General features: G+C 71.9%; 18 protein-coding genes and 1 pseudogene. 5 read left to right on the top strand and 14 right to left on the bottom strand.

Features of this window, described 5'->3' with window-relative positions; all coding sequences use genetic code 11:
• The first annotated feature begins 25 nt into the window (after positions 1 to 25).
• From NW895_RS10850 to NW895_RS10840, 3 genes are read left to right on the top strand one after another with little or no spacing between them, the layout of a single operon-like run.
• The gene (locus tag NW895_RS10850) at positions 26 to 862 is read left to right on the top strand and encodes a hypothetical protein (RefSeq protein WP_289935196.1); all 837 of its coding nucleotides are present in this window, start codon (positions 26 to 28) and stop codon (positions 860 to 862) included.
• Positions 862 to 2,802, top strand: a complete 1,941-nt coding sequence (locus tag NW895_RS10845) for a fumarate reductase/succinate dehydrogenase flavoprotein subunit (RefSeq protein WP_289935195.1) — start codon at positions 862 to 864, stop codon at positions 2,800 to 2,802. Before NW895_RS10850 ends, NW895_RS10845 begins: the two co-directional genes overlap by 1 nt.
• Positions 2,799 to 3,569 carry a succinate dehydrogenase/fumarate reductase iron-sulfur subunit gene (locus NW895_RS10840; RefSeq protein ID WP_289935194.1) on the top strand — a complete coding sequence of 257 codons (771 nt, stop codon included), beginning with the start codon at positions 2,799 to 2,801 and terminating at the stop codon, positions 3,567 to 3,569. The genes NW895_RS10845 and NW895_RS10840 overlap by 4 nt, the downstream gene beginning before the upstream one ends.
• Positions 3,570 to 3,573: 4 nt before the next feature.
• Here NW895_RS10840 and NW895_RS10835 read toward each other — a convergent pair whose 3' ends face one another.
• From NW895_RS10835 to NW895_RS10825, 3 genes are all read right to left on the bottom strand, one after another.
• Positions 3,574 to 3,765, bottom strand: coding sequence for a hypothetical protein (locus NW895_RS10835; protein ID WP_289935193.1), 192 nt, complete (start codon positions 3,763 to 3,765; stop codon positions 3,574 to 3,576).
• A gap of 63 nt (positions 3,766 to 3,828) precedes the next feature.
• Positions 3,829 to 4,734, bottom strand: coding sequence for a phosphotransferase (locus NW895_RS10830; RefSeq protein ID WP_354670083.1), 906 nt, complete (start codon positions 4,732 to 4,734; stop codon positions 3,829 to 3,831).
• Positions 4,735 to 4,927: 193 nt separating this feature from the next.
• Complete coding sequence (locus NW895_RS10825; RefSeq protein ID WP_289935192.1) at positions 4,928 to 6,088, bottom strand: hypothetical protein; 1,161 nt, start codon at positions 6,086 to 6,088, stop codon at positions 4,928 to 4,930.
• Positions 6,089 to 6,175: 87 nt separating this feature from the next.
• Between NW895_RS10825 and NW895_RS10820 the strand changes: the two genes are divergently transcribed.
• Positions 6,176 to 7,717 carry a hypothetical protein gene (locus NW895_RS10820; protein ID WP_354670082.1) on the top strand — a complete coding sequence of 514 codons (1,542 nt, stop codon included), beginning with the start codon at positions 6,176 to 6,178 and terminating at the stop codon, positions 7,715 to 7,717.
• Between the two features lie 7 nt (positions 7,718 to 7,724).
• On the opposite strand, the gene NW895_RS10815 is transcribed toward NW895_RS10820, so the two are convergent.
• The 8 genes and pseudogenes from NW895_RS10815 to NW895_RS10780 form a co-directional block, all read right to left on the bottom strand.
• Positions 7,725 to 10,355, bottom strand: coding sequence for a SpoIIE family protein phosphatase (locus tag NW895_RS10815; RefSeq protein ID WP_289935191.1), 2,631 nt, complete (start codon positions 10,353 to 10,355; stop codon positions 7,725 to 7,727).
• Between the two features lie 253 nt (positions 10,356 to 10,608).
• The gene (locus tag NW895_RS10810; protein WP_289935190.1) at positions 10,609 to 11,037 is read right to left on the bottom strand and encodes an ATP-binding protein; all 429 of its coding nucleotides are present in this window, start codon (positions 11,035 to 11,037) and stop codon (positions 10,609 to 10,611) included.
• Positions 11,038 to 11,373: 336 nt separating this feature from the next.
• Entirely contained in the window at positions 11,374 to 11,790 is a 417-nt protein-coding gene (locus NW895_RS10805; protein ID WP_289935189.1) for a (deoxy)nucleoside triphosphate pyrophosphohydrolase, read from the bottom strand.
• Positions 11,791 to 11,851: 61 nt separating this feature from the next.
• Positions 11,852 to 12,043, bottom strand: a complete 192-nt coding sequence (locus NW895_RS10800) for an SPOR domain-containing protein (RefSeq protein WP_289935188.1) — start codon at positions 12,041 to 12,043, stop codon at positions 11,852 to 11,854.
• A gap of 425 nt (positions 12,044 to 12,468) precedes the next feature.
• Positions 12,469 to 13,221, bottom strand: coding sequence for a GntR family transcriptional regulator (locus NW895_RS10795; RefSeq protein WP_289935187.1), 753 nt, complete (start codon positions 13,219 to 13,221; stop codon positions 12,469 to 12,471).
• 147 nt (positions 13,222 to 13,368) lie between these two features.
• Complete coding sequence (locus NW895_RS10790; protein ID WP_289935186.1) at positions 13,369 to 14,532, bottom strand: DUF4190 domain-containing protein; 1,164 nt, start codon at positions 14,530 to 14,532, stop codon at positions 13,369 to 13,371.
• A gap of 183 nt (positions 14,533 to 14,715) precedes the next feature.
• Positions 14,716 to 14,826 (bottom strand): annotated as a pseudogene (locus NW895_RS10785) (proprotein convertase P-domain-containing protein); the annotation flags it as partial.
• A 353-nt stretch (positions 14,827 to 15,179) separates the two neighbouring features.
• Positions 15,180 to 16,010, bottom strand: a complete 831-nt coding sequence (locus NW895_RS10780) for an oxidoreductase (RefSeq protein WP_289935185.1) — start codon at positions 16,008 to 16,010, stop codon at positions 15,180 to 15,182.
• A 104-nt stretch (positions 16,011 to 16,114) separates the two neighbouring features.
• On the opposite strand from NW895_RS10780, the gene NW895_RS10775 reads away from it, so the two are divergent.
• A complete protein-coding gene (locus tag NW895_RS10775; protein WP_289935184.1) occupies positions 16,115 to 17,035 on the top strand; it encodes a LysR substrate-binding domain-containing protein in 921 nt (306 codons plus the stop codon).
• Positions 17,036 to 17,071: 36 nt separating this feature from the next.
• Here NW895_RS10775 and NW895_RS10770 read toward each other — a convergent pair whose 3' ends face one another.
• The 3 genes from NW895_RS10770 to NW895_RS10760 all read right to left on the bottom strand — a co-directional run bounded on the left by NW895_RS10770 (position 17,072) and on the right by NW895_RS10760 (position 19,400).
• A complete protein-coding gene (locus NW895_RS10770; RefSeq protein ID WP_289935183.1) occupies positions 17,072 to 17,743 on the bottom strand; it encodes a ScbR family autoregulator-binding transcription factor in 672 nt (223 codons plus the stop codon).
• A gap of 171 nt (positions 17,744 to 17,914) precedes the next feature.
• Positions 17,915 to 18,685 (bottom strand): glucose 1-dehydrogenase, encoded by a 771-nt coding sequence (locus NW895_RS10765; protein WP_289935182.1) that lies wholly within the window; start codon positions 18,683 to 18,685, stop codon positions 17,915 to 17,917.
• The gene (locus NW895_RS10760) at positions 18,675 to 19,400 is read right to left on the bottom strand and encodes an HAD family phosphatase (RefSeq protein WP_289935181.1); all 726 of its coding nucleotides are present in this window, start codon (positions 19,398 to 19,400) and stop codon (positions 18,675 to 18,677) included. Before NW895_RS10760 ends, NW895_RS10765 begins: the two co-directional genes overlap by 11 nt.
• Between the last annotated feature and the right edge of the window lie 2 nt (positions 19,401 to 19,402).

The following is a 19,402-nucleotide window of genomic DNA, read 5'->3' as shown; positions in this document are numbered from 1 at the left end:
CCCCTGAACCGACCGGAGTCATGCATTGGCCACTGGTACGGAACCTCCAGCCACCGAACCCCATCCCCGCAGCGGCGGCGTACGCGCCCCGACGCGCGCCGCGATCGCCGCCCCGCACCTGCGGACCGACCGCTGGTGGCTGGCGCCGGCCGCCACCGCGGCCGGGCTGCTCGCCTTCATCGTGTACTCGACCTGGCGGGCCTTCGCCGACGCGGACTACTACGCGGCGCCCTACGTCTCGCCGTTCTACTCGCCCTGTCTGGCCGAGCGCTGCGAGCCCATGCACGCGGGCCCGAACTGGGAGATCTTCGGCAGCTGGTGGGGCATCTCCCCCGCGATCATCATCCTGATCTTCCCGCTCGGCTTCCGCCTGACCTGCTACTACTACCGCAAGGCCTACTACCGGGGCTTCTGGGCGTCCCCGCCGGCCTGCGCGGTGGCCGAGCCGCACCGGACGTACACCGGGGAGACCCGCTTCCCGCTGGTGCTGCAGAACATCCACCGGTACTTCTTCTACGCGGCGATCCTGGTCGCGGGCGTCCTGACGTACGACACCGTGCTCGCCTTCCGTGACGAGAACTACCAGTGGGGCCACATGGGCCTCGGCACGCTCGTGTTCCTGGTCAACATCGTGCTGATCTGGGCGTACACGCTGTCCTGCCACTCGTGCCGGCACATCGTCGGCGGCAAGCTCAAGCACTTCTCCAAGCATCCCGTGCGCTACCGGATGTGGCAGTGGGTCGGGAAGCTGAACGCCCGCCACATGCTGCTGGCCTGGGCGTCGTTGGTGAGCGTGGCGCTCGCCGACTTCTACGTCTATCTCGTCGCGTCCGGCGCCTTCGACGATCCGAGGTTGTTCTGATGTCCGTGGTCGACCGGCAGGAGTGGGACGTCGTCGTGGTGGGCGCCGGCGGTGCGGGCCTGCGCGCCGCCATCGAGGCACGCGAGCGGGGCGCCCGTACGGCAGTGATCTGCAAGTCGCTGTTCGGCAAGGCGCACACGGTGATGGCCGAGGGCGGCATCGCGGCGGCGATGGGCAATGTCAACGCCGGTGACAACTGGCAGGTGCACTTCCGCGACACCATGCGCGGCGGCAAGTTCCTCAACCAGTGGCGGATGGCCGAGCTGCACGCGCAGGAGGCGCCGGAGCGGGTGTGGGAGCTGGAGACCTGGGGCGCCCTGTTCGACCGGACCAAGGACGGCCGGATCTCGCAGCGCAACTTCGGCGGCCACGAGTACCCGCGCCTCGCCCACGTCGGCGACCGTACGGGCCTGGAGCTGATCCGCACCCTCCAGCAGAAGATCGTCGCCCTCCAGCAGGAGGACCACCGCGAGACGGGGGACTACGAGTCCCGGCTGAAGGTGTTCCAGGAGTGCACGGTCACCCGGGTACTCAAGGACGGGCCCCGGGTCTGCGGTGTCTTCGGCTACGAGCGCGAGTCCGGCCGTTTCTTCGTCCTCGAAGCCCCGGCGGTCGTGATCGCGACCGGCGGCATCGGCAAGTCCTTCAAGGTGACGTCGAACTCGTGGGAGTACACCGGCGACGGGCACGCGCTCGCGCTGCTGGCCGGGGCGCCCCTGCTGAACATGGAGTTCGTGCAGTTCCACCCGACGGGCATGGTCTGGCCGCCGTCGGTGAAGGGCATCCTGGTCACCGAGTCGGTGCGCGGCGACGGCGGGGTGCTGCGCAACTCCGAAGGCAAGCGGTTCATGTTCGACTACATCCCCGACGTCTTCAAGGAGAAGTACGCCGAGACGGAGGAGGAGGCCGACCGCTGGTACGACGACCCCGACACCAACCGGCGTCCGCCCGAACTGCTGCCCCGTGACGAGGTGGCGCGGGCGATCAACGCCGAGGTGAAGGAGGGGCGGGGGTCGCCCCACGGCGGCGTCTTCCTGGACGTGTCGACGCGTATGCCCGCCGAGGTCATCAAGCGCCGGCTGCCCTCGATGTACCACCAGTTCAAGGAGCTGGCCGACGTCGACATCACGGCGGAGCCGATGGAGGTCGGGCCCACCTGTCACTACGTGATGGGCGGGGTCGCCGTCGATTCCGACACGGCGGCGGCGCGCGGGGTGCCGGGGCTGTACGCGGCCGGTGAGGTGGCCGGCGGTATGCACGGTTCCAACCGGCTCGGCGGCAACTCCCTGTCCGACCTGCTGGTGTTCGGGCGCCGGGCGGGCTGGCACGCGGCCGAGTACACGGCGGGGCTGGCCGGGGCGCGGCCCCGGGTGGACGACGTCCAGGTCGACTCCGCCGCCGCCGAGGCGCTGCGGCCCTTCTCGGCCGAGGCGGAGGTCGGGGAACCGGCCGGGGGCCCGCCGGAGAACCCGTACACCCTGCACCAGGAACTCCAGCAGACGATGAACGACCTGGTCGGCATCATCCGTCGCGAGACGGAGATGAAGCAGGCCCTGGAGAAGCTGGCCGAGCTGCGGGTACGGGCCCGCCGGGCCGGCGTCGAGGGGCACCGGCAGTTCAACCCCGGCTGGCATCTCGCCCTGGACCTCAGGAACATGCTGCTGGTCAGCGAGTGTGTGGCACGGGCCGCGCTGGAGCGTACGGAGTCGCGCGGCGGGCACACCCGCGAGGACCATCCGTCGATGGACCGCAAGTGGCGCCGCGTCAATCTGCTGTGCGCGCTGACCGACCCGACGGGCGGACTCGCGGCGACCGACCCGGTGCGCGGCCAGATCACCCTGGAACGGCAGACCACCGAGCCCATCCGCCCCGACCTGCTCGCCCTGTTCGACAAGGAGGAGCTGGTCAAGTACCTCGCCGAAGAGGAGCTGTACGAGTGAGCAGCTATGAGGCCCGCTTCAAGGTGTGGCGGGGCGATGTGCAGGGCGGCGGTCTGGAGGACTTCAAGGTCGAGGTCAACGACGGTGAGGTCGTCCTCGACATCATCCACCGCCTCCAGGCCACCCAGGCCCCCGATCTCGCGGTGCGCTGGAACTGCAAGGCGGGCAAGTGCGGGTCGTGCTCGGCGGAGATCAACGGGCGGCCGCGGCTGATGTGCATGACGCGTATGTCGGTGTTCGAGCGGGACGAGACGATCACCGTGACGCCGCTGCGGGCGTTCCCGGTCATCCGGGACCTGGTCACGGACGTCGGTTTCAACTACGCCAAGGCCAGGGAGGTCCCGGCCTTCGTGCCGCCCGCGGGGCTCGGTCCCGGCGAGTACCGCATGATGCAGGAGGACGTGGACCGCCCGCAGGAGTTCCGCAAGTGCATCGAGTGCTTCCTGTGCCAGGACACCTGCCATGTGGTCCGCGACCACGAGGAGAACAAGACGGCCTTCGCGGGCCCGCGCTTCCTGATGCGGGTGGCGGAGCTGGACATGCACCCCCTGGACGCCGCCGAGGACACCGGACTGGACCGCAAACGCACCGCCCAGGACGAGCACGGCCTCGGCTACTGCAACATCACCAAGTGCTGCACGGAGGTCTGCCCCGAGGGCATCAAGATCACGGACAATGCGCTGATCCCGCTGAAGGAACGGGCCGTGGACCGCAAGTACGACCCGCTGGTGTGGCTGGGGTCGAAGATCCGGCGACGGTCTTCCTGAGGGCTCAGGAGGCGGTGCGGCCCGGACGCCGGGCCAGCACCTGCACGCACAGGCCCGCGAAGAACACGGCCATGCCGGCCGCCGCGATCGGCATGTGGCGGATGTCCGGGGCCTGCAGGGGGCCGGTGAACAGGAACGTCCCGATCCCGGCCTCGGCGACCAGCGTGCCGTAACCCCACAGCCGGGGCCGGAGCACCGCGCCCCGCCCCGGCCGTCAGCACCAGGACGGCCGGGACGAGCAGCGTGTCATGCATGCCGGTCATCGTCCCGCCAGCTCCAGCGCCCGCACCAGGTTCGATTCCGCGATCGCCCGCATACCCTCGGGATGCGGAAAGTCGCCGTCGAGCAGGCGCAGGGGGCCCGCGACCAGGCCGAGGTGCATGGACAGGCGGTACAGACGCATGCGGGCCTCGTCGAGGCCGGGGGCGTGCAGGGCGTCGTAGTGGCGGCCGAAGCGGAGCTGGAGGAAGACGTACTCCTGCTCCACGTCGAAGTACATCAGGCCCTCGATGTCGATCAGGGCCGGCCGGCCGTCGGACGTGAGCAGCACGTGGTCGGGACCGAGTTCGCCGTGGATGAGGGTATGGCGAGTGCGGGGGCGGACCTCGGCGGCCAAGGCGTGGATCGCCTGCTCGAACGCCTCCCGGCCGGCGGCGGCACGCGCATCCCGTACGGCGATCTCCTCGACGCAGCGCAGCGCCCCCTCCACGACCCGCTGCTCGCAGGAAGTGCCGTGGGAGGAACCGCCCTCGTCCACGAGGGCGACCTTGCCGAAGCGGGGGCCGGTGCGGGAGTGCAGGGTCTCCAGCAGCACCCGCATCCGCCCCATGGCCTCGGGCGCCGCCTGCGGATCGCGGATCAGCAGCTCCTCCAGGCTGTCGCCGGGAAGGTCCTCGACGACCGCCGCGTCCGCCGGCAGGTGGGTGTGTGAGGCGTCGGCGTACAGCAAACGGGGTGTGCGGACGCCGGCGGCGGCCAGGCGGTCGTGGGCCGCCGTGAACAGGTGGAGTCCGGTGCCGTGGGAGAAGGGGTCGCCGAGGTCGGAGGGCCCGGCGTCCCAGTAGTCCTCGTTCCGCCGACCAGACGTAGGCGACGGCGGTGGAGTCGTCGTCGAAGGTGAGCCGGTAGACGCCCTTCTTGGAGCCGCCGCGCAGGCGGGTGACACCGTTCAAGGTACGGTGCGGGCCGAGCGCGGCCCGGGCGAGCGGTGCCAGGTCCTCGCGGGTGAGGACCTTTCGGGTGACGGTCACGGCTCTCCTTTCGTGCGCGGCGGCTCGTTTCGTCCGGGGCGGCTCGCGAAACGGCGATCATCCCACCGGAGGCGGTGCCCGTCGCGCGGTTTTCCGTGAAAGGACCCCTCAGCGCACCCAGCCCTCCCGGTACGCCGTCCAGTCCGCCTCGGTGGCCGCGAAGTCGATGTACAGGGCGACGCCGAAGCGGGCGCGGTCCGCGTCCGTGCGGGACAGGCCGAGGCGGACGCCCCGGACGGCGGCGGGGACCGTCTCGGCATGGCTCCAGTGGCCGAACCGGTTCTCGTGGAAGAAGGGCAGCCCCATCAGCAGGTCGGTCGTGGGCGGGGTGACCTCCAGGGCGAGCGAGGTCTGCTGGGCGACGTAGCCGCCGTAGGTGCTCTCCAGCGGCTGCATCGTGTCGTACGACATCACCGCGATCTGGTCGACGCGGCGTGCGACCTGCCCGAAGAACTCCTGCGACCACCACTTCGGGTGGCCGGTGAGCGTGCCGAAGACGGAGTGGAGCGCCGGGAGCGGGTCGATCTGGTGGGCGGCCACCGACAGCGGGACGCCCCTCGCGCTGGTCTCGCGGTGCAGGGCGTCGAGCAGGGTGAGGTAGTTCCGGTCGCCGGAGTGCAGGGGCTCCAGGTCGAAGTGGACGCCGTCGTAACCGGCGTCCAGGATCTGGCGGGTGGAGCGCAGAACGGCGGCGCGGGTCTCGGGCCTCTCCAGCCGCATGCCGTCCGGGGTCTCGGTCGCGAGCACGTCACCCAGGTAGGCCTGGACGCGGACGCCGGGCAGCCGGCGGTGTACGGCGGCCATGAACCAGCGTGCCCTGGGATAGGCGGACTCGGGCAGGGTGCCGTCGTGTTCCAGCGGGCCCGAGTGGACGTACAGGTCGCGGATGCCGGTGTCCCGCAGGCGGCGGGCCAGGGCGGTGACGTCGGCGTCCTTCTTCCGGCCGTCGACCCAGGCGTGGCCCAGCCAGATCGCGTCGCGGTTCCTGGTGCGGGCGCCGTCCGCGAGGTCGCCCGTGTAGTTGACGCGGAGGGCTGCCTCCACCGCCAGGATGGGGACGAGCAGGGCGAGGATCAGGGCCAGGGTGGTACGGCGTAACCAGCGGGCCTTGGTGGTCCGCCTCGGGCCCTCGGGTCTCTCCGCCGCCGGCTGCTCCTGCTCCTGTTCTCGTTCCTGCCCGCGTTCCTGTTCCTGCCCTCGTTCCTGCGCAGGCGCCTCCGTCCCCTTGCTCTCACCCTTGTCCGCGTCCGTACGTTCTGCCCCGCCCATCCCTGTATTCCCCTCGATCGTCGCCCGGGCCCCACCACAGACCCACCCCGGTCGCGGAGCCGCGATCCTGCTCATACGCTCCGAAATGTGACGTCATCCATGGTCGTGCGCGTGGTGCACGCCGTGCTGGGCGCTGCGGTCGGGGTCCTGTGGCTGGTGTTGCCGGGGATGACGACGACTGCCGGTGATCCGGTTGCGATCACCGGGGACGGGCCGGTCGCGAGCGCCCCCGCACAGGACGAGGAGGACGACGAGTCGTCGGTCGCCGACCTGGTGCTGCCCCTGGTCGTCGCGGGTGTGGCGGTCGTGCTGGCGGGTTACGGCTACGCGCGCCGCACTCGGCGCGCCCGGACCCGTACCACTCCCGGTGGGCACCCCGTCCCACCTCCCCCGCCACCGTTCGCCGAGCTCGACGCGCGTGCCCGGGCGTCGCTGGTGGAGGCCGACGACTGCGTGCGTACGAGCCGTGAGGAACTCGGTTTCGCCGAGGCGCTGTTCGGCGCGGCGGCCGTGGCGCCCTTCGAACGGGCCGTGCGGGCCGCCGAGGCCGAGCTGTCGGCCGCCTTCCGGATGCGGCAGCGGTACGACGACGGTGTCCCGGAGGACGCCGCGGCCCGGCGGCGGGCGCTAGCGGAGATCACCGGGCGGTGCCGGGAGGCGGGGCGGCGGCTGGACGCGGAGGCCGCCGGGTTCGACCAGCTGCGCGGCCTGGAGCGGGGCGGCGGGGAGGCGCCGGCGGTCGCGGAGGCCCGGTTCCGGGAGCTGACCGACCGTACGGCGGACGCGGAGGGCCTGCTCGTGGAGCTCGGCGAGCGGTACCCGCCCGCCGCGACGGCCCCGGTCACCGGGTACGTCGCCCAGGCCAAGGGCCGCTTGGTCTTCGCCGCCGCCCGCCTCGACCGGACCCGCCGGTCGGCCGACGCGGGCGACGCCACCGGCGCCGCCCGGCAGCTGCGCGCCGCCGAGGGGGCCCTGTCCCAGGCCGCGGTGTTCGTCAGCGGGGTCGAGCGGCTCGCCACCGAGCTGTCGGCGGCCACGGAGATGGTGCCGGCCGCGCTCACCGGGGCGGAGGTGGAGGTCGCGGAGGCCCGGGGGTGGCTGGCGGGCGGGCCGACGGCGGCTTCGGCCGTGCCCGTGGGTGAGCTGCGGGCCCGGATCCTGCACGCGGACATCGTCCTGGCCTCGGTCCGGGAGGCGCTGACGGGCGGGCCGTACGACCCGCTCGGCGCGCTGCGCCGGATCGTACGGGCGGTCGTACCGGTCGGCGTCGGCCGGGCCGGTGTGCTGCCGGCCGCCGCGTCGCTGGTCGCCCGCAGTGCCGTCGGTGCGGCGGACGGGTTCGTCGCGACGCACCGGCGCGCGGTGGGCGCCGAGGCCCGTACCCGGCTGGCGGAGGCACAGCGGCTGCTCGCCGCCGAGCCGGCGGAACCGGCGGCCGCCGACGGCCTGGCCCGGCAGGCCCGTGACCTCGCCGAGCAGGACGTCCGCCTGTACGGCCATCCCGTCGCCGGGGCGGCCGAGGAGGCGAGCGGGGCCGTCCTCGGCGGGATCGTGCTGGGCGGGACCCCGGACGGCGGGCCACCGATGAGCTTCGGCGGTCCGGACACGCGGGGCCGGCGAACGGCGTGACCAGCCGTCAGAACAGGCTCAGCAAGGCCTGCGCCGGGTCCGTCAGGCCGGTCTCGCCGCCCGGCAGCGGGAGTTCGAACCACACCGTCTTGCCCCGGGGGGTACGACGCGATCCCCAGGCCGCGCTGAGCAGGCCGACGAGCTGGAGGCCCCGGCCGCCCTCGTCGGTGTCGCGGGCGCGGCGACGGCGTGGCTGCACGAGCCCCGCGTCCCAGACCTCGCAGACCAGCGTGCGGTCCAGCAGGAGGCGGAGCCTGATCTCGCCCTCGCCGTACCTCAGGGCGTTGGTGACCAGTTCGCTGACCAGCAGCTCGGTGGTGTCGACCAGGGGCTCCATGTCCCAGCTGAGCAGCTGGCCGCGCGCGTACTCGCGGGCCCGGCCCACACTGCGCGGTCCGCGCGGCAGGGTCCAGTCGCCGACGGACTCGGCGGGCAGGCCCTGGACACGTGCCATCAGCAACGCGATGTCGTCCTCGCCGTGGTGGGTGTCGAGGGTGTTGAGGACGTGGTCGCAGACGTCCTCCAAGGGCCGGGCCGGATCGGTGAGGGCGCCCACGAAGGCCTGGAGGCCGTCGTCCAGGGGGTGGTCGCGGCTTTCGACCAGTCCATCCGTGTAGAGCGCGAGCAGGGCGCCTTCGGGCAGTTCGACCTCCACTTCCTCGAAGGGCTCCCCGCCGACGCCGAGCGGCATGCCCGGCGGTACGTCGAGCATCAGCGCCGGCTCGCCCGGCTCGACCAGGACGGGCGGCAGGTGGCCCGCGTTGGCGAAGGTGCAGCGCCTGGTGACGGAGTCGTACACCGCGTAGATGCAGGTCGCGAGGTACACCTCCGACAGGTCGGCCTCGCGGGGGCGGCGGGCCGCCCGGGTCGCCTGCTGGACGCCTCCCGGCGCGCCGAGGCCACGGGCGATCTCGTCCAACTGGGAGAGCACCTCGGCCGGTTCGAGGTCGAGCAGCGCCAGCGTACGGACGGCGGTGCGGAGTTCGCCCATGGCGACGGCGGCGCGCAGGCCGCGGCCCATGACGTCGCCGACGACCAGCGCGGTGCGGTGGCCGGGGAGTTCGATGACGTCGAACCAGTCGCCGCCGACCTCGCTGGGGCGGCCGGTGGCCGCGTTGCCGGGCAGGTAGCGGCAGGCGATGTCGAGGCCGGAGGCCTCCGGGTCGCCGGGCGGGAGCAGGGACCGTTGCAGTATCAGGGCGCGTTCGTGCTCCCGGCGGTACAGGCGGGCGTTGTCGATACAGACGGCGGCACGCGCGGCCAGTTCCACGGCGAGGTCGCGGTCGCGCTCCCCGAACGGTTCGCTGCCCTTGGTCCGGGCGAACTGCACGAGGCCTACGACCGTGTCGTGGGCGACCATCGGGACGGCGAGCGTGACTTGCACGAGGCCGCCCTCCTCGCCGGGGACGGTCTGCGGGCGGGCGGTGCGCAGGGCGTCCGCGCAGGGCGAGGTGAAGGGGTAGTGATGGACGGCGCCGACCTCGACGGGCGCGCCGGTGCCGCTGAAGGGCGCGTCGGAGACGGCGCTGGCGAAGGCGACGCGGCGCAACTCGGCGCTGCCGTCGGCGAGGCCGGGCGGCGTCTCGTCGCCGACCAGCAGGCCCTGGTAGAGGTCGACGGTGGCGAGGTCGCAGAAGCCGGGGACGACGACGTCGAGGAGTTCGCGGGCGGTGGTCTCCAGGTCGAGGGAATTGCCTATCCGGGCGCCCGCCTCGTTCAGCAGGGCGAGATTGCGCCGTGCCGCGGCGGCCTCGCGGGCTGCGGCACGGCGGGCGGTGATGTCGGTGCCCAGCCAGGCGATGCCGATGGGGCGGCCGGAACCGCTGTTCACCCGGTAGAGGTTGACGGACCAGTGACGTCGCTCGTCGGAGCCCGGCACGAAGCCCGTGATGTGCATGTCCGTGATGGAGTTGCCGGTCTCCAGGACCCGGCGCAGGGTCGCGGCGACCCGCTCGGCCTCCGGGCGCGGCAGATAGTCGTGGACGCCCCGGCCGCGGTGGTCGTCGGGCGTGCCGCCGAAGACGGAGGCGAACCGGTGGTTGGCGCGGCGCACCCTGAGGTCGGGGTCGATCAGCAGGAAACCGAACGGAGACTGACCGAATATGGCCTGAGAGGCGGCGAGGTCGGTCTCGATGCTGCGCAGGGTGCGGACGTCGACGACGATACAGACGGCGGCCTTCTCGCCGTCCTCCGTCCGCGTCGGCATGACGTAGACCTCGGCGAGCCCCTCCTGTCCGCGTTCCCCCTCGGCGGTGTCCGGCATCCGGAAGGGCACCACTCCGGTCCACTCCCGGCCGTCGAGGATTTCGGCCATCTTCCGCTGGCCCTGCTCGCGCAGGTCCGGGTCGATGAAGGCCTCGATGGGGTCCATGCCGACGGCCCGTTCGGCGGGAATGCCGAAGAGGTGTTCGGCGCGCAGGCTCCACTGGTCGACGAGCCCGTCGGGGCCGATGGAGAAGGACGCGACCTTGATGTAGTCGTAGATGGAGCCGGGTGGGCTGCTCTGCCAGATGGCGTCCGAAGGCGACATGTCGCCAGAACCGATGTCCGCCGCGAGTCCGCCCGCGGCATCAGCCCTCGCGCCGTCCGCCTCGGCTTCGGCCTCGGACTCCGTGGCCCTCGCTGGTATCTCGCTCACGCGAACCGTCCCCTCCAGCTCACCGCGTTCGGCACCGGTCACCGAAGGCGGCTGCCCGCAGTATCCAGCACTACGGCGCCGCTCGACACGGTGTTCACGATCACAGCACGGCCCCGATGCTTTTTGGACCGGACCGCGACAACACTTCCAGTCTTCTAACCAGGGGACACGGCATCGAACCACTTACTTCTACAACCGCCGCCGGCCTGAACCGGACGGTCGACACAGCGAGGGCGGACGTACAGCGGCAGGTTCACCCCGGCAACGCGAGTTCGAACCACACCGTCTTGCCCTCTTCCCCCGGGCGCGTACCCCAGCGGCGGCAGGAGGAGGCCAGCAGTTGCAGGCCGCGGCCGCTCTCGTCCTCGGGGTGGGCGACGCGCTCGCGGGGCGGGTCCGGGAGCGGGTCGGAGACCTCCACGAGCAGGACGCCGTTCAGTCCGGAAGGGCGCACCAGGCGGACGCCTATGGGGCCCGTGGCATGCCGCAGGGCGTTGGTGACCAGTTCGCTGACCAGGAGGGCCGCGAGGTCACCGAGGCTGTCGAGCTCCCAGCGGCGCAGCTGACCGCGGACCACCGAGCGGGCGGTCCGTACGGCTCCGGGGTCCGCGGGGAAGGTCCACTCGGCCCAGTCGCCTTCGGTGTCGATCACGCCGATCACTTCCCAGGCCAGCGAGCCCACCCATGTCCGGTTTCATGGGGTTAATGGGCCCATACCCGATATGCAGGGCCTGGTACCGCGAAGGACAGCGCACTGTGTCACAAACAGCGCCCACAGCACTCACGCCGGGCGCGCACCTCTTCAGTACACCCCCAGGAAACGCCCGCCGCGCAATCCCCCGGCCCAGCAAGGCAGCTCTGTGAAACCGCCTCACCGACGACCAGCCGCACCCGCAGGGCATCCTGGCCGAGAATCAGACGCCGCCGGGAAGCCCTCGCACCGTCGTGGAACGCTCGCGCGGACCGCGCGGCGGGCCCGCGCCGACCTGCCGCCGCACGGCCGCCTCGCCCTTGCCTGCTACGCCTGGTGGCCCTCGAATCCGAGATGGGCGAGTGTCCGGCGGACCGCCGGGACGTCCTGGTCGAGCCAGTTGACGCGCCAGATCTCGTCGGCGGTCAGCCAGCGCAGCTCGTCGTGGTCCTCAAGGGGCTTGGGGGCGGGGGACCCGGGGAGCAGGCGGGCGGTCCACACATGCAGGACGTACGGCGGCTTCAGGGGCCACTCCCCCGGAACGCGCTCACCGGACTCCACCTCGACGCCGAGCTCCTCGCGCAGCTCGCGCACCAGGGCAGCGTCGGGCGCCTCACCCGTCTCCACCTTGCCGCCGGGCAGCTCCCAGCGTCCGGCCAGCTCGGCCGGGGCGCTGCGGCGCGCGGCGAGCAGGCGCCCACCGTCGAACAGGGCGGCTCCCACCACCACGATCGGTTCCGTCATGCGCCGGAGCCTACGGGAGACCCGACGGCCGACCGGCGCGGGAGCGACTCGCTCGCCCCCGTCAGTCCTCCGTGGCGATCCCGTTCTGCCCGATCCTCTCGACCCAGTACAGCTGCTTGTGTCCGCGGTGGTCGAGGCTGTCCGCGATCTTCTGGGCCTCGGCCCGGGTCGCATACCGGCCCACGCGATAGCGATTGCCGTTGTCGTCCTGCCGAATGACGAGCCAGGGAAGAGTCACCGTGCTGTCGTTCATCGCGCCCCTCCACTTCCCGCCCGCGGCCTGTGCCGCGCCCCGCCCGCTAAGGAAACCGCGTTCCGCATATGCCCGAGCCTACGCCTAACCTTTACGCAGCGAATACGGCTTTTCACAAAGAGGTACGCAACCGGCCAGAACGCAGGGGGCGCACGATGCCGAACGCGCCACCCGAGCACGCCGACGCATCCGGTCAGCGGCATACCGGGCGCAGCCGGGACGACCTGCGAAAACGGCCTGATTCAAACGGAGTTGGGCGGGGTGGCGGCGGGGTGAATCCAGGGCGCGCCCTCCGGGGAGGGGCGCGAGCGGCGTGCGAGTGGTGTGCGCTACATCACTGAGTGAGTCCCCGCATACTCCACGGACTGTTTAACGGACCACTTCAAGGGCGACTTCGCGGACAAGGTCGCGGACAACTTCACCGCCTACCTCACGGGCAGGTGGTAGGCCACCCGGTAACGGTCGGCCGGGATGACCACGTCGGCCGTCTCGACCGGACGGCCGGAGGCGTAGAAGGTGCGCTGGATGACCAGGACGACATGACCGGGGACACCGCCGAGGAGGAGCAGCTCCTCCGCGAGGCCGGGGCGGGCGCCCACCTCCTCGGTGACGTTGTCGACGACGACGTCGATGGCCGCCATGCGCTCGACGACCCCCATGCCGCCGAGCGGGCCCTCCTCGGGCAGCATCACGGGCGTGCGGCCGGTGACGGCGAGGGGCTCCCAGGAGGTGGAGAGCATCATCGGCTCACCGCCTTCCCGGAAGAGGTATTTGGTGCACATCACCCGGTCGCCCGGCTGGATGCAGAGCCGCTCGGCAACGGCGCAGCTCGCCTCGGCCTGCTCGCTACTGGACTCCCAGGTGCCGCGCGCACCGGCGTCGGCCTGCTCCTGACGGAAGGGCGTGGCCCCGCCGCCCGGCCGGTATCCGGAGCGGGCGATACTCCGGGGCACGGGCCGCTCGCGCACGTACGTCCCCGAGCCGGAGCGGCCCTCGACCAGCCCCTCGGCCATCAGCACCTTGCGGGCCTCCAGGGCCACCGTGTCGGAGACGCCGTACTCCTCGCGGATTCTGGCCTGCGAGGGAAGGCGGGTGTGCGGTGGCAGCAGACCGTCGACGATCTTCTGGCGGAGATCACCCGCGACGCGCAGGTACGCCGGCTGCTCACCGAAAGTCACTGGCCGCTCCCATCAGGTTGTACAGACAGCAACAGCGTCGCAACCGTGGGTTGTGCCACGCAAGTAAAGGCCAGAGAATCACTCGATGTGATGACAACTGCGGGGGGAGGGCTTTACCCAGGCACTTTCTCCCCGCTATAGCCGCCGTCACACCTCTGCGTCGGTGCCCCCTCCGTCACCGCTGTCCTCTTCCTCGTAGGACGGCGGTGTCGTGGCCAGCCCCAGAGCCTTGCGCGCGGTGACCGACTTGTGCGGGTCGATGAGGTCGGAGCCCTTGTCGTAGTGCTCGTAGAAGGTGTCGACGTCGGTGGCGTCGGACGCGTCCGCCCATTCCCCCTCGGCGGCGTTCAGGTCGTCGACGAGGTCCGCGAGCGGTTTCCCGGCATCGGCGGGCCAGGTGTGCCCGTCCAGCATCCCGGCCTGCTCGGCGAGGGCGGACGCCACCCGCCCGGCCCACGCCTTGTGGCCCGGCAGGTCGTCCTCGACGTACGTCTCCTCGGGCGCCGAGTCCAGGGCCGTGTCGAGGACGCGGGCCGCCTTCAGGTATGCCACCTGGTCGGCGTCGAGCGTCGTCTCGTCGTTGCGCAGCGAGCCGGTCAGCGTGCCCTTCGCGTCGCTGTTGCCGAAGACGCAGGTGATCTCGCGGTCGCCGAGGCGCCAGCTCTGCCGGGTCGGCGTCAGGTAGTAGACGTCCACGTCCTCGGGCACGGCCCAGGTGTCCATCGCGTACGTGTGCTGGAGCGCGTAGCACTTGTCGTCGGCGATCCGCGTGACCTTCTCGTCGCCGGGGTAGGACCCGCCCGGCACCTTGACGGCGGCGAACACCTCACCGTCGTGCTCGCCCTTGCACGGCACCTCGTCGACGTCGTAGGTGAAGCCCTCCAGGGAGCCACCGGGCGCGTCGAAGCACTCGCCCTTGGCGAGCGAGTAGGCGGTGCCCTCGCCCTTCGAGGCTTCCTTGAGGCCGTCCCAGAAGGCTCCCACAGCGCCCGTGGAGAGCGACACCACCCACAGGGCCAGCCCGATCGACGACAGCACGGCCCCGGCGACGGCCAGCCCCTTGCCCCGCTCGCCCTTCCTCCTGATCTGCCCCAGCGCGATCAGGCCCAGCACGAGCCCCACGGCCGGCAGGAAACACAGCAGGCCGAGCACCAGCGCGGCGATGGCGATGCCGTTGACGGGCGCCGGGCGGCCGTACGGACCGGGGGCCTGTCCCCACGCCGGGTAGGGCGGCGGGGCGTAGGGGCCCTGAGGGTACGGCCCTTGGGCGTCCTGCGGCTGGTGGGGCCCGGGCGGCGGAGGTATGGACACGGGTACCGTGCTCCTGGTTCAGGCGGCGTGAAGAAGCGGTGAAGCGGACGTACGACTGGGCGCATCGTAAGCGCGGGGGCGAGCGGGGGCGATGGGGGTCCCCCTGCACGGCTCGTCCTCGCGGCGGACCGGGGCACCGGCCCCGAGCCCTTCCTCGAGGACGACTCCTGCACTGACGCAGGCCTAGAACTGCAACGCCCAACTGTCGATCCTGCCGGTGTCGAACGACGCGTTGTCGCTCACCCGCAGCGTCCAGGTGCCGTACGCCACCTCCGAGGAGGCGTTCACGGAGTGGGGTTCCCGGCCAGGTACAGCGCGGCCGCTCCGGCGACGTGCGGGGTCGCCATGTGCCGAAGCTCGTGACCGCCTTCGGCCACCACGGACGAGGCGGGCCCTGCCCGGCATGACGGCGAGCGGCCGACCACCTGCTCCGGGGGGTGGGCGGCATGTCCGGCGCGCTGCACGGTTCCTGAAGGTCGGTCAGCCGTGGATGATCGTCGTCACCGACGCGGACCTCCGGCGCGCCTTCCCGCCCGCATGCGGGTCCTGCGGCCCGCCGCGAAGTCCAGCAGCGTCTGTTCCAGCCGGTGCAGGCAGTGCGGGGTGCCGCGCGTACGGTCGATGACCAAAGAGCCCCCGCCGTGGCCTCACGCGTCGAAGGCCGTCGCCCGCGCCGCCTTCTCCCAGGCATCGATGTCCTCCCGGACCTGGTCGAGGTGGCCCAGGACCGCGCCGACGCCGTCGTCGCCGAGCGGCAGGCGCAGCGGGGTGCGCTCCGCCTCCAGCGCGGCCAGGATGAGCGCCGCCGCCTTGGCGGGGTCCCCGGGCTGGGAGCCGTCCCCGCCGGAGACGAACCCGCGGGTCTCGCTCACCTTGGCGTAGACACCGCTGTCCGCGCTCTCGCCGGCCCGGTCGGTCTTGAACAGGCCGGTGCGGAAGGCGCCCGGCTCGACGATCAGCACCTTGATGCCGAACTCCCGCACCTCGTCCGCGAGCGCCTCCGACATGCCCTCCAGCGCGAACTTCGTGCCGCTGTACGCCGAGAAGCCCGCGACCGACATCTGCCCGCCCATGCTGCTCATCTGAACGATCGCGCCGGAGCGCCGCTCCCGCATGTGCGGCAGTACGGCCCGCACGAGGGCGGCGGGGCCGAAGACGTGCACGTCGAACAGGGCGCGCAGCTCCTCTTCGGTGGTCTCCTCGAAGGCGCCGACGTGGGTGCGGCCCGCGTTGTTGACCAGGACATCGATCCGCCCGTGCCGGGCCACGACGTCCCGTACGGCGGCCTCGGCGGCACCCGTGTCGGCGACGTCCAGGCGCAGCGCCTCCACCTGATCGGGGTGGGCGGACACCAGGTCGTCCAGCGCCTCGGGGCGCCGCACCGCGCCGATCACCACGTCACCGGCGGCGAGGGCCGCCTCGGCGATCGCCCGACCGAAGCCGCTGCTCGCGCCCGTCACCAGCCACACCTTGTTCATGACCGCTCCTCGTCCGTCCAGGGGCACCGGCCGTCCGGCCGCCCCGGTACGGACAAGCCTGCCGAGAGGTCCGGATGACAGTCCAAGACCTGAGGTGATAACCAATGGTCATGACGGTGGACGTCCATGTACGGGACCTGCGCTACTTCGTGGCGGTGGCGGAGGAACTGCACTTCACGCGCGCGGCCGAGCGGCTGTACGTATCCCAGCCCGCACTGAGCAAACAGATCCGGGCGCTGGAGCGGCAGTTGGGCGTCGAACTGTTCCGGCGCCGACCGCGGGGCGTGGAGCTCACCGACGCGGGCACGGCACTGCTGCCGCACGCCCGGCGCGTGCTGGACGACTGGGCGCAGGGGGCGGCCGCGGTGGAGTCGGTCCGGGCGGCGCGGCACGGCACGCTCGTGGTCGGCATGAGCACCAGTCCCGGCCGCGGGGGCCTGCTGCCGGCGATCCGCTCCCGCTTCACCGCCGCGCACCCTCAGGCGACGGTCCGGCTGCGACAGGTCAGCTGGGAGGACCCGACCGGGGGCCTCGCGGACGGCGAGGTGGACGTCGCCTTCGTGTGGCTGCCGCTGCCCGACCCGGAGCGCTACCGGTGGACGGTGGTCGCCGAGGAGCCCCGCCTGGTCGCCCTCCCGGACGAACACCCGCTCACCGCACGGCCCGAGGTCGACTTCACGGACCTGGCCGACGAGCCGTTCCTCGCCCTGCCGCCGAGCGCGGGCGTGCTGCGCGACTTCTGGCTCGCCCTCGACGAACGCGGCGGCCGGCCGCCGCGCATCGGGGCGGAGGTCGCCGGTACGGAGGAGACGTACGAGGCTCTCGTCGCGGGTCTGGGGCTCTGCCTCGTGGCCGCGGGCAACGCTCCGCTGATCACCCTCGGCGGCGTGACCACCCGTCCCGTGCGCGGCCTCGCCCCCAGCCGCTACGCCCTGGCCTGGCGCCGCGAGGACGGAGAGCGGCCGCTGGTCCGGGCGTACGCGGAGGCCTGCCGGCGTGTGACCGACGGGGCGCGGCCGACCTGAAACGGTCCTGAGCAAACCGCATAAGCGGTTTTGAAATCAGCTCTCCACCCCGGCCGCAGCTGCCGCCTCCACCGACATCGCCCGCGCCTCCTCGATGACCCGCCTGCCCCGGTCGGGAGCGGTGTCGAGCTGTACCAGCACCGCGGGGGAGGCGATGGCCGGGAGGATGTGACTGAAGAGGGACGCTATGCGCTGTTCGAGGTCGGCCCAGTTGGACGCGGCCTGTGAGATGAACTGGATGCCGATCCAGGAACCGAGCACGACCTGCGCGGTCTCCTCCGGGACGACGTGCGGGAGGATCTCGCCGCGCTCCTTGGCCTCGGTGAGGTAGTTCGCCGTGACCTCCGACCAGGCGGGCCAGGCGCTGCCGAACTCGTCGTTGCCCTGGAGGTCGGCGGAGAGGCGGACCCCGGCGAGGAGCAGCGGCTCGTGGGGGAGCCGCGCGGCGAGCGTCATGCCCGCGTCCACCCACTCCTGGAGCTTGAGGTCCCGGGACACGTGGTACTCGGAGCCTGTCTGGGCTTCGAGCACCCCCTGGGCCAGCGCGGCCTTCGAGTCGAAGTGGAAGTACAGGGCGCCCTTGGTCACCTTGGCGCGGCTCAGGATCTCGGCGATCGTCGCGGCCGCGTATCCGCGCTCGGCGAAGACGGCGGCGGCGGCCTCCACAACGGCGCGGCGGGTCCGGATCGCCCGCTCCTGCTGAGGCATGGGACCCTCCCAGAGTAGAAAAGAAAACCGAATAGGACGTACTTTAGCGCACAGCGGTTCTTCCCCTTCGGCTCGTGGTCGGCACCTTCCCCTCGCGGTCGGCATCATCTGCACGTGGTGGACTCCGTCTTCACACTGTCCTCGGCGGGGTGCCCCGGGATTCCCCGCGTCTCACCAGGCCGTCCGGCCGCCGTCCACCGCGAGGGTCGTGCCGGTGACGAACGAGGCGTGGTCGCTGCACAGCCAGGCCGCCGCCTGAGCGACTTCCTCCGGATCGGCGGCACGGCCTTGCGGGGCCGACCGCAGGGCGTGCTGCTCGGCCTCGGGGTGCAGGGTGAACCACTGGTCGACCATCTCGGAGCGCGTCAGCCCCGGGGCGAGGGCGTTGACCCGGATCCCGTGCCCGGCGTACTCGACCGCGGCGGCCTTGGTCAGGCCGATGACGGCGTGTTTGGCCGCGATGTACGGGGCGGCGACCGACGTGGCGACCAGCCCGCCGACACTGCTGGTGTTGACGATGGAGCCTCCGCCGCCTGCCAGCATGGCCGCGATCTCGTGGCGCAGACAGTTCCACACCCCGGTCGCGTTGACGTCCATGACCCGCCGGTAGTCCGCGTCGTCGGTGAGGTGCAGGGGCTTCTTGTCGATGCCGACACCCGCGTTGTTGAAGGCCGCGTCCAGCCGGCCGTACTCGGCGACGGTGAACTCGACCACGGCCCGGACGTCGGCCGGGTCCGAGACGTCGGCGGTGACGAAGGCGGCCGTCGCCCCCTTGTCCCGCAGTTCCCCGGCGAGTTCGCGCAGGCGGTCCTCACGGCGGGCGGCGAGGACCACGGTGGCGCCCTGCCGGGTGAAGACGCGTGCGGCCGCGGCGCCGATGCCGCTACTGGCGCCCGTGATGAGGGCGACCTTGCCGCTCAGCATGGCCGTCTCACTGCTCATGGGCCGCTCCTGCCGGTCTGGCCGTGTCCCATACGGCACCGGCGGCCGCCTCGTGGTCGAGGGTGCGCAGCAGTTCCTCGTCGATCTCGCTCAGCCTGCGGACCAGGTGTCGCACGCCCGTCCGTTCCATCAGGCGTCGCTGATAGGCGGATTCGGCGCTGGGGTGGCCGATGAACGGCACTCCGAGAGAGCGGGCGGTCTCCGCCACGCGGGCCACGTCGTCGATGAAGAGCACCTGGTCGTAGGCGAGCGCGAAGACGTCATGGACGATCTCGTGGACACCTGGGCGGAAGCTGTCCGTGCAGATGTAGCCGGGGTCGTCGAAGAGCGGGGCGAACTCGCCGAGGTGACGGTCGAAGTGGGAGCGGTCCAGGCCGCCGTAGCAGACCACTTGCAGCCCCAGGCCGCGCAGCAGTCGCAGCAGGTCACCGGCACCGTCGAGGACGCGGACCGGGTGACGCGCCAGATGTTCCTCCCGCTGGGCGAGGTACGCGGCCACCAACTCCCGGGGCCCGAGGGGCGAGTTCGTGGCTTTCGCGAAGACCGAGGCGGCGGCGAGCTGGGGCTGGGAGAACAGCTCGTACTCGACGTCCTCGGTGTAGTCGCCGCCGTGGGCGGTCACCATGGCGCGGATGACCGGGCTGAAAGTGTCGTTGAGCAGGACACCGTCGATGTTGACGGCGGCGAGACGCAGGTGCTGCAGGGTGGTGGTCACGG

The sequence above is a fragment of the Streptomyces sp. S.PNR 29 genome (assembly GCF_030386795.1).
GTDB lineage: Bacteria > Actinomycetota > Actinomycetes > Streptomycetales > Streptomycetaceae > Streptomyces.
This window is presented reverse-complemented; position numbering and strand designations above follow the sequence as displayed.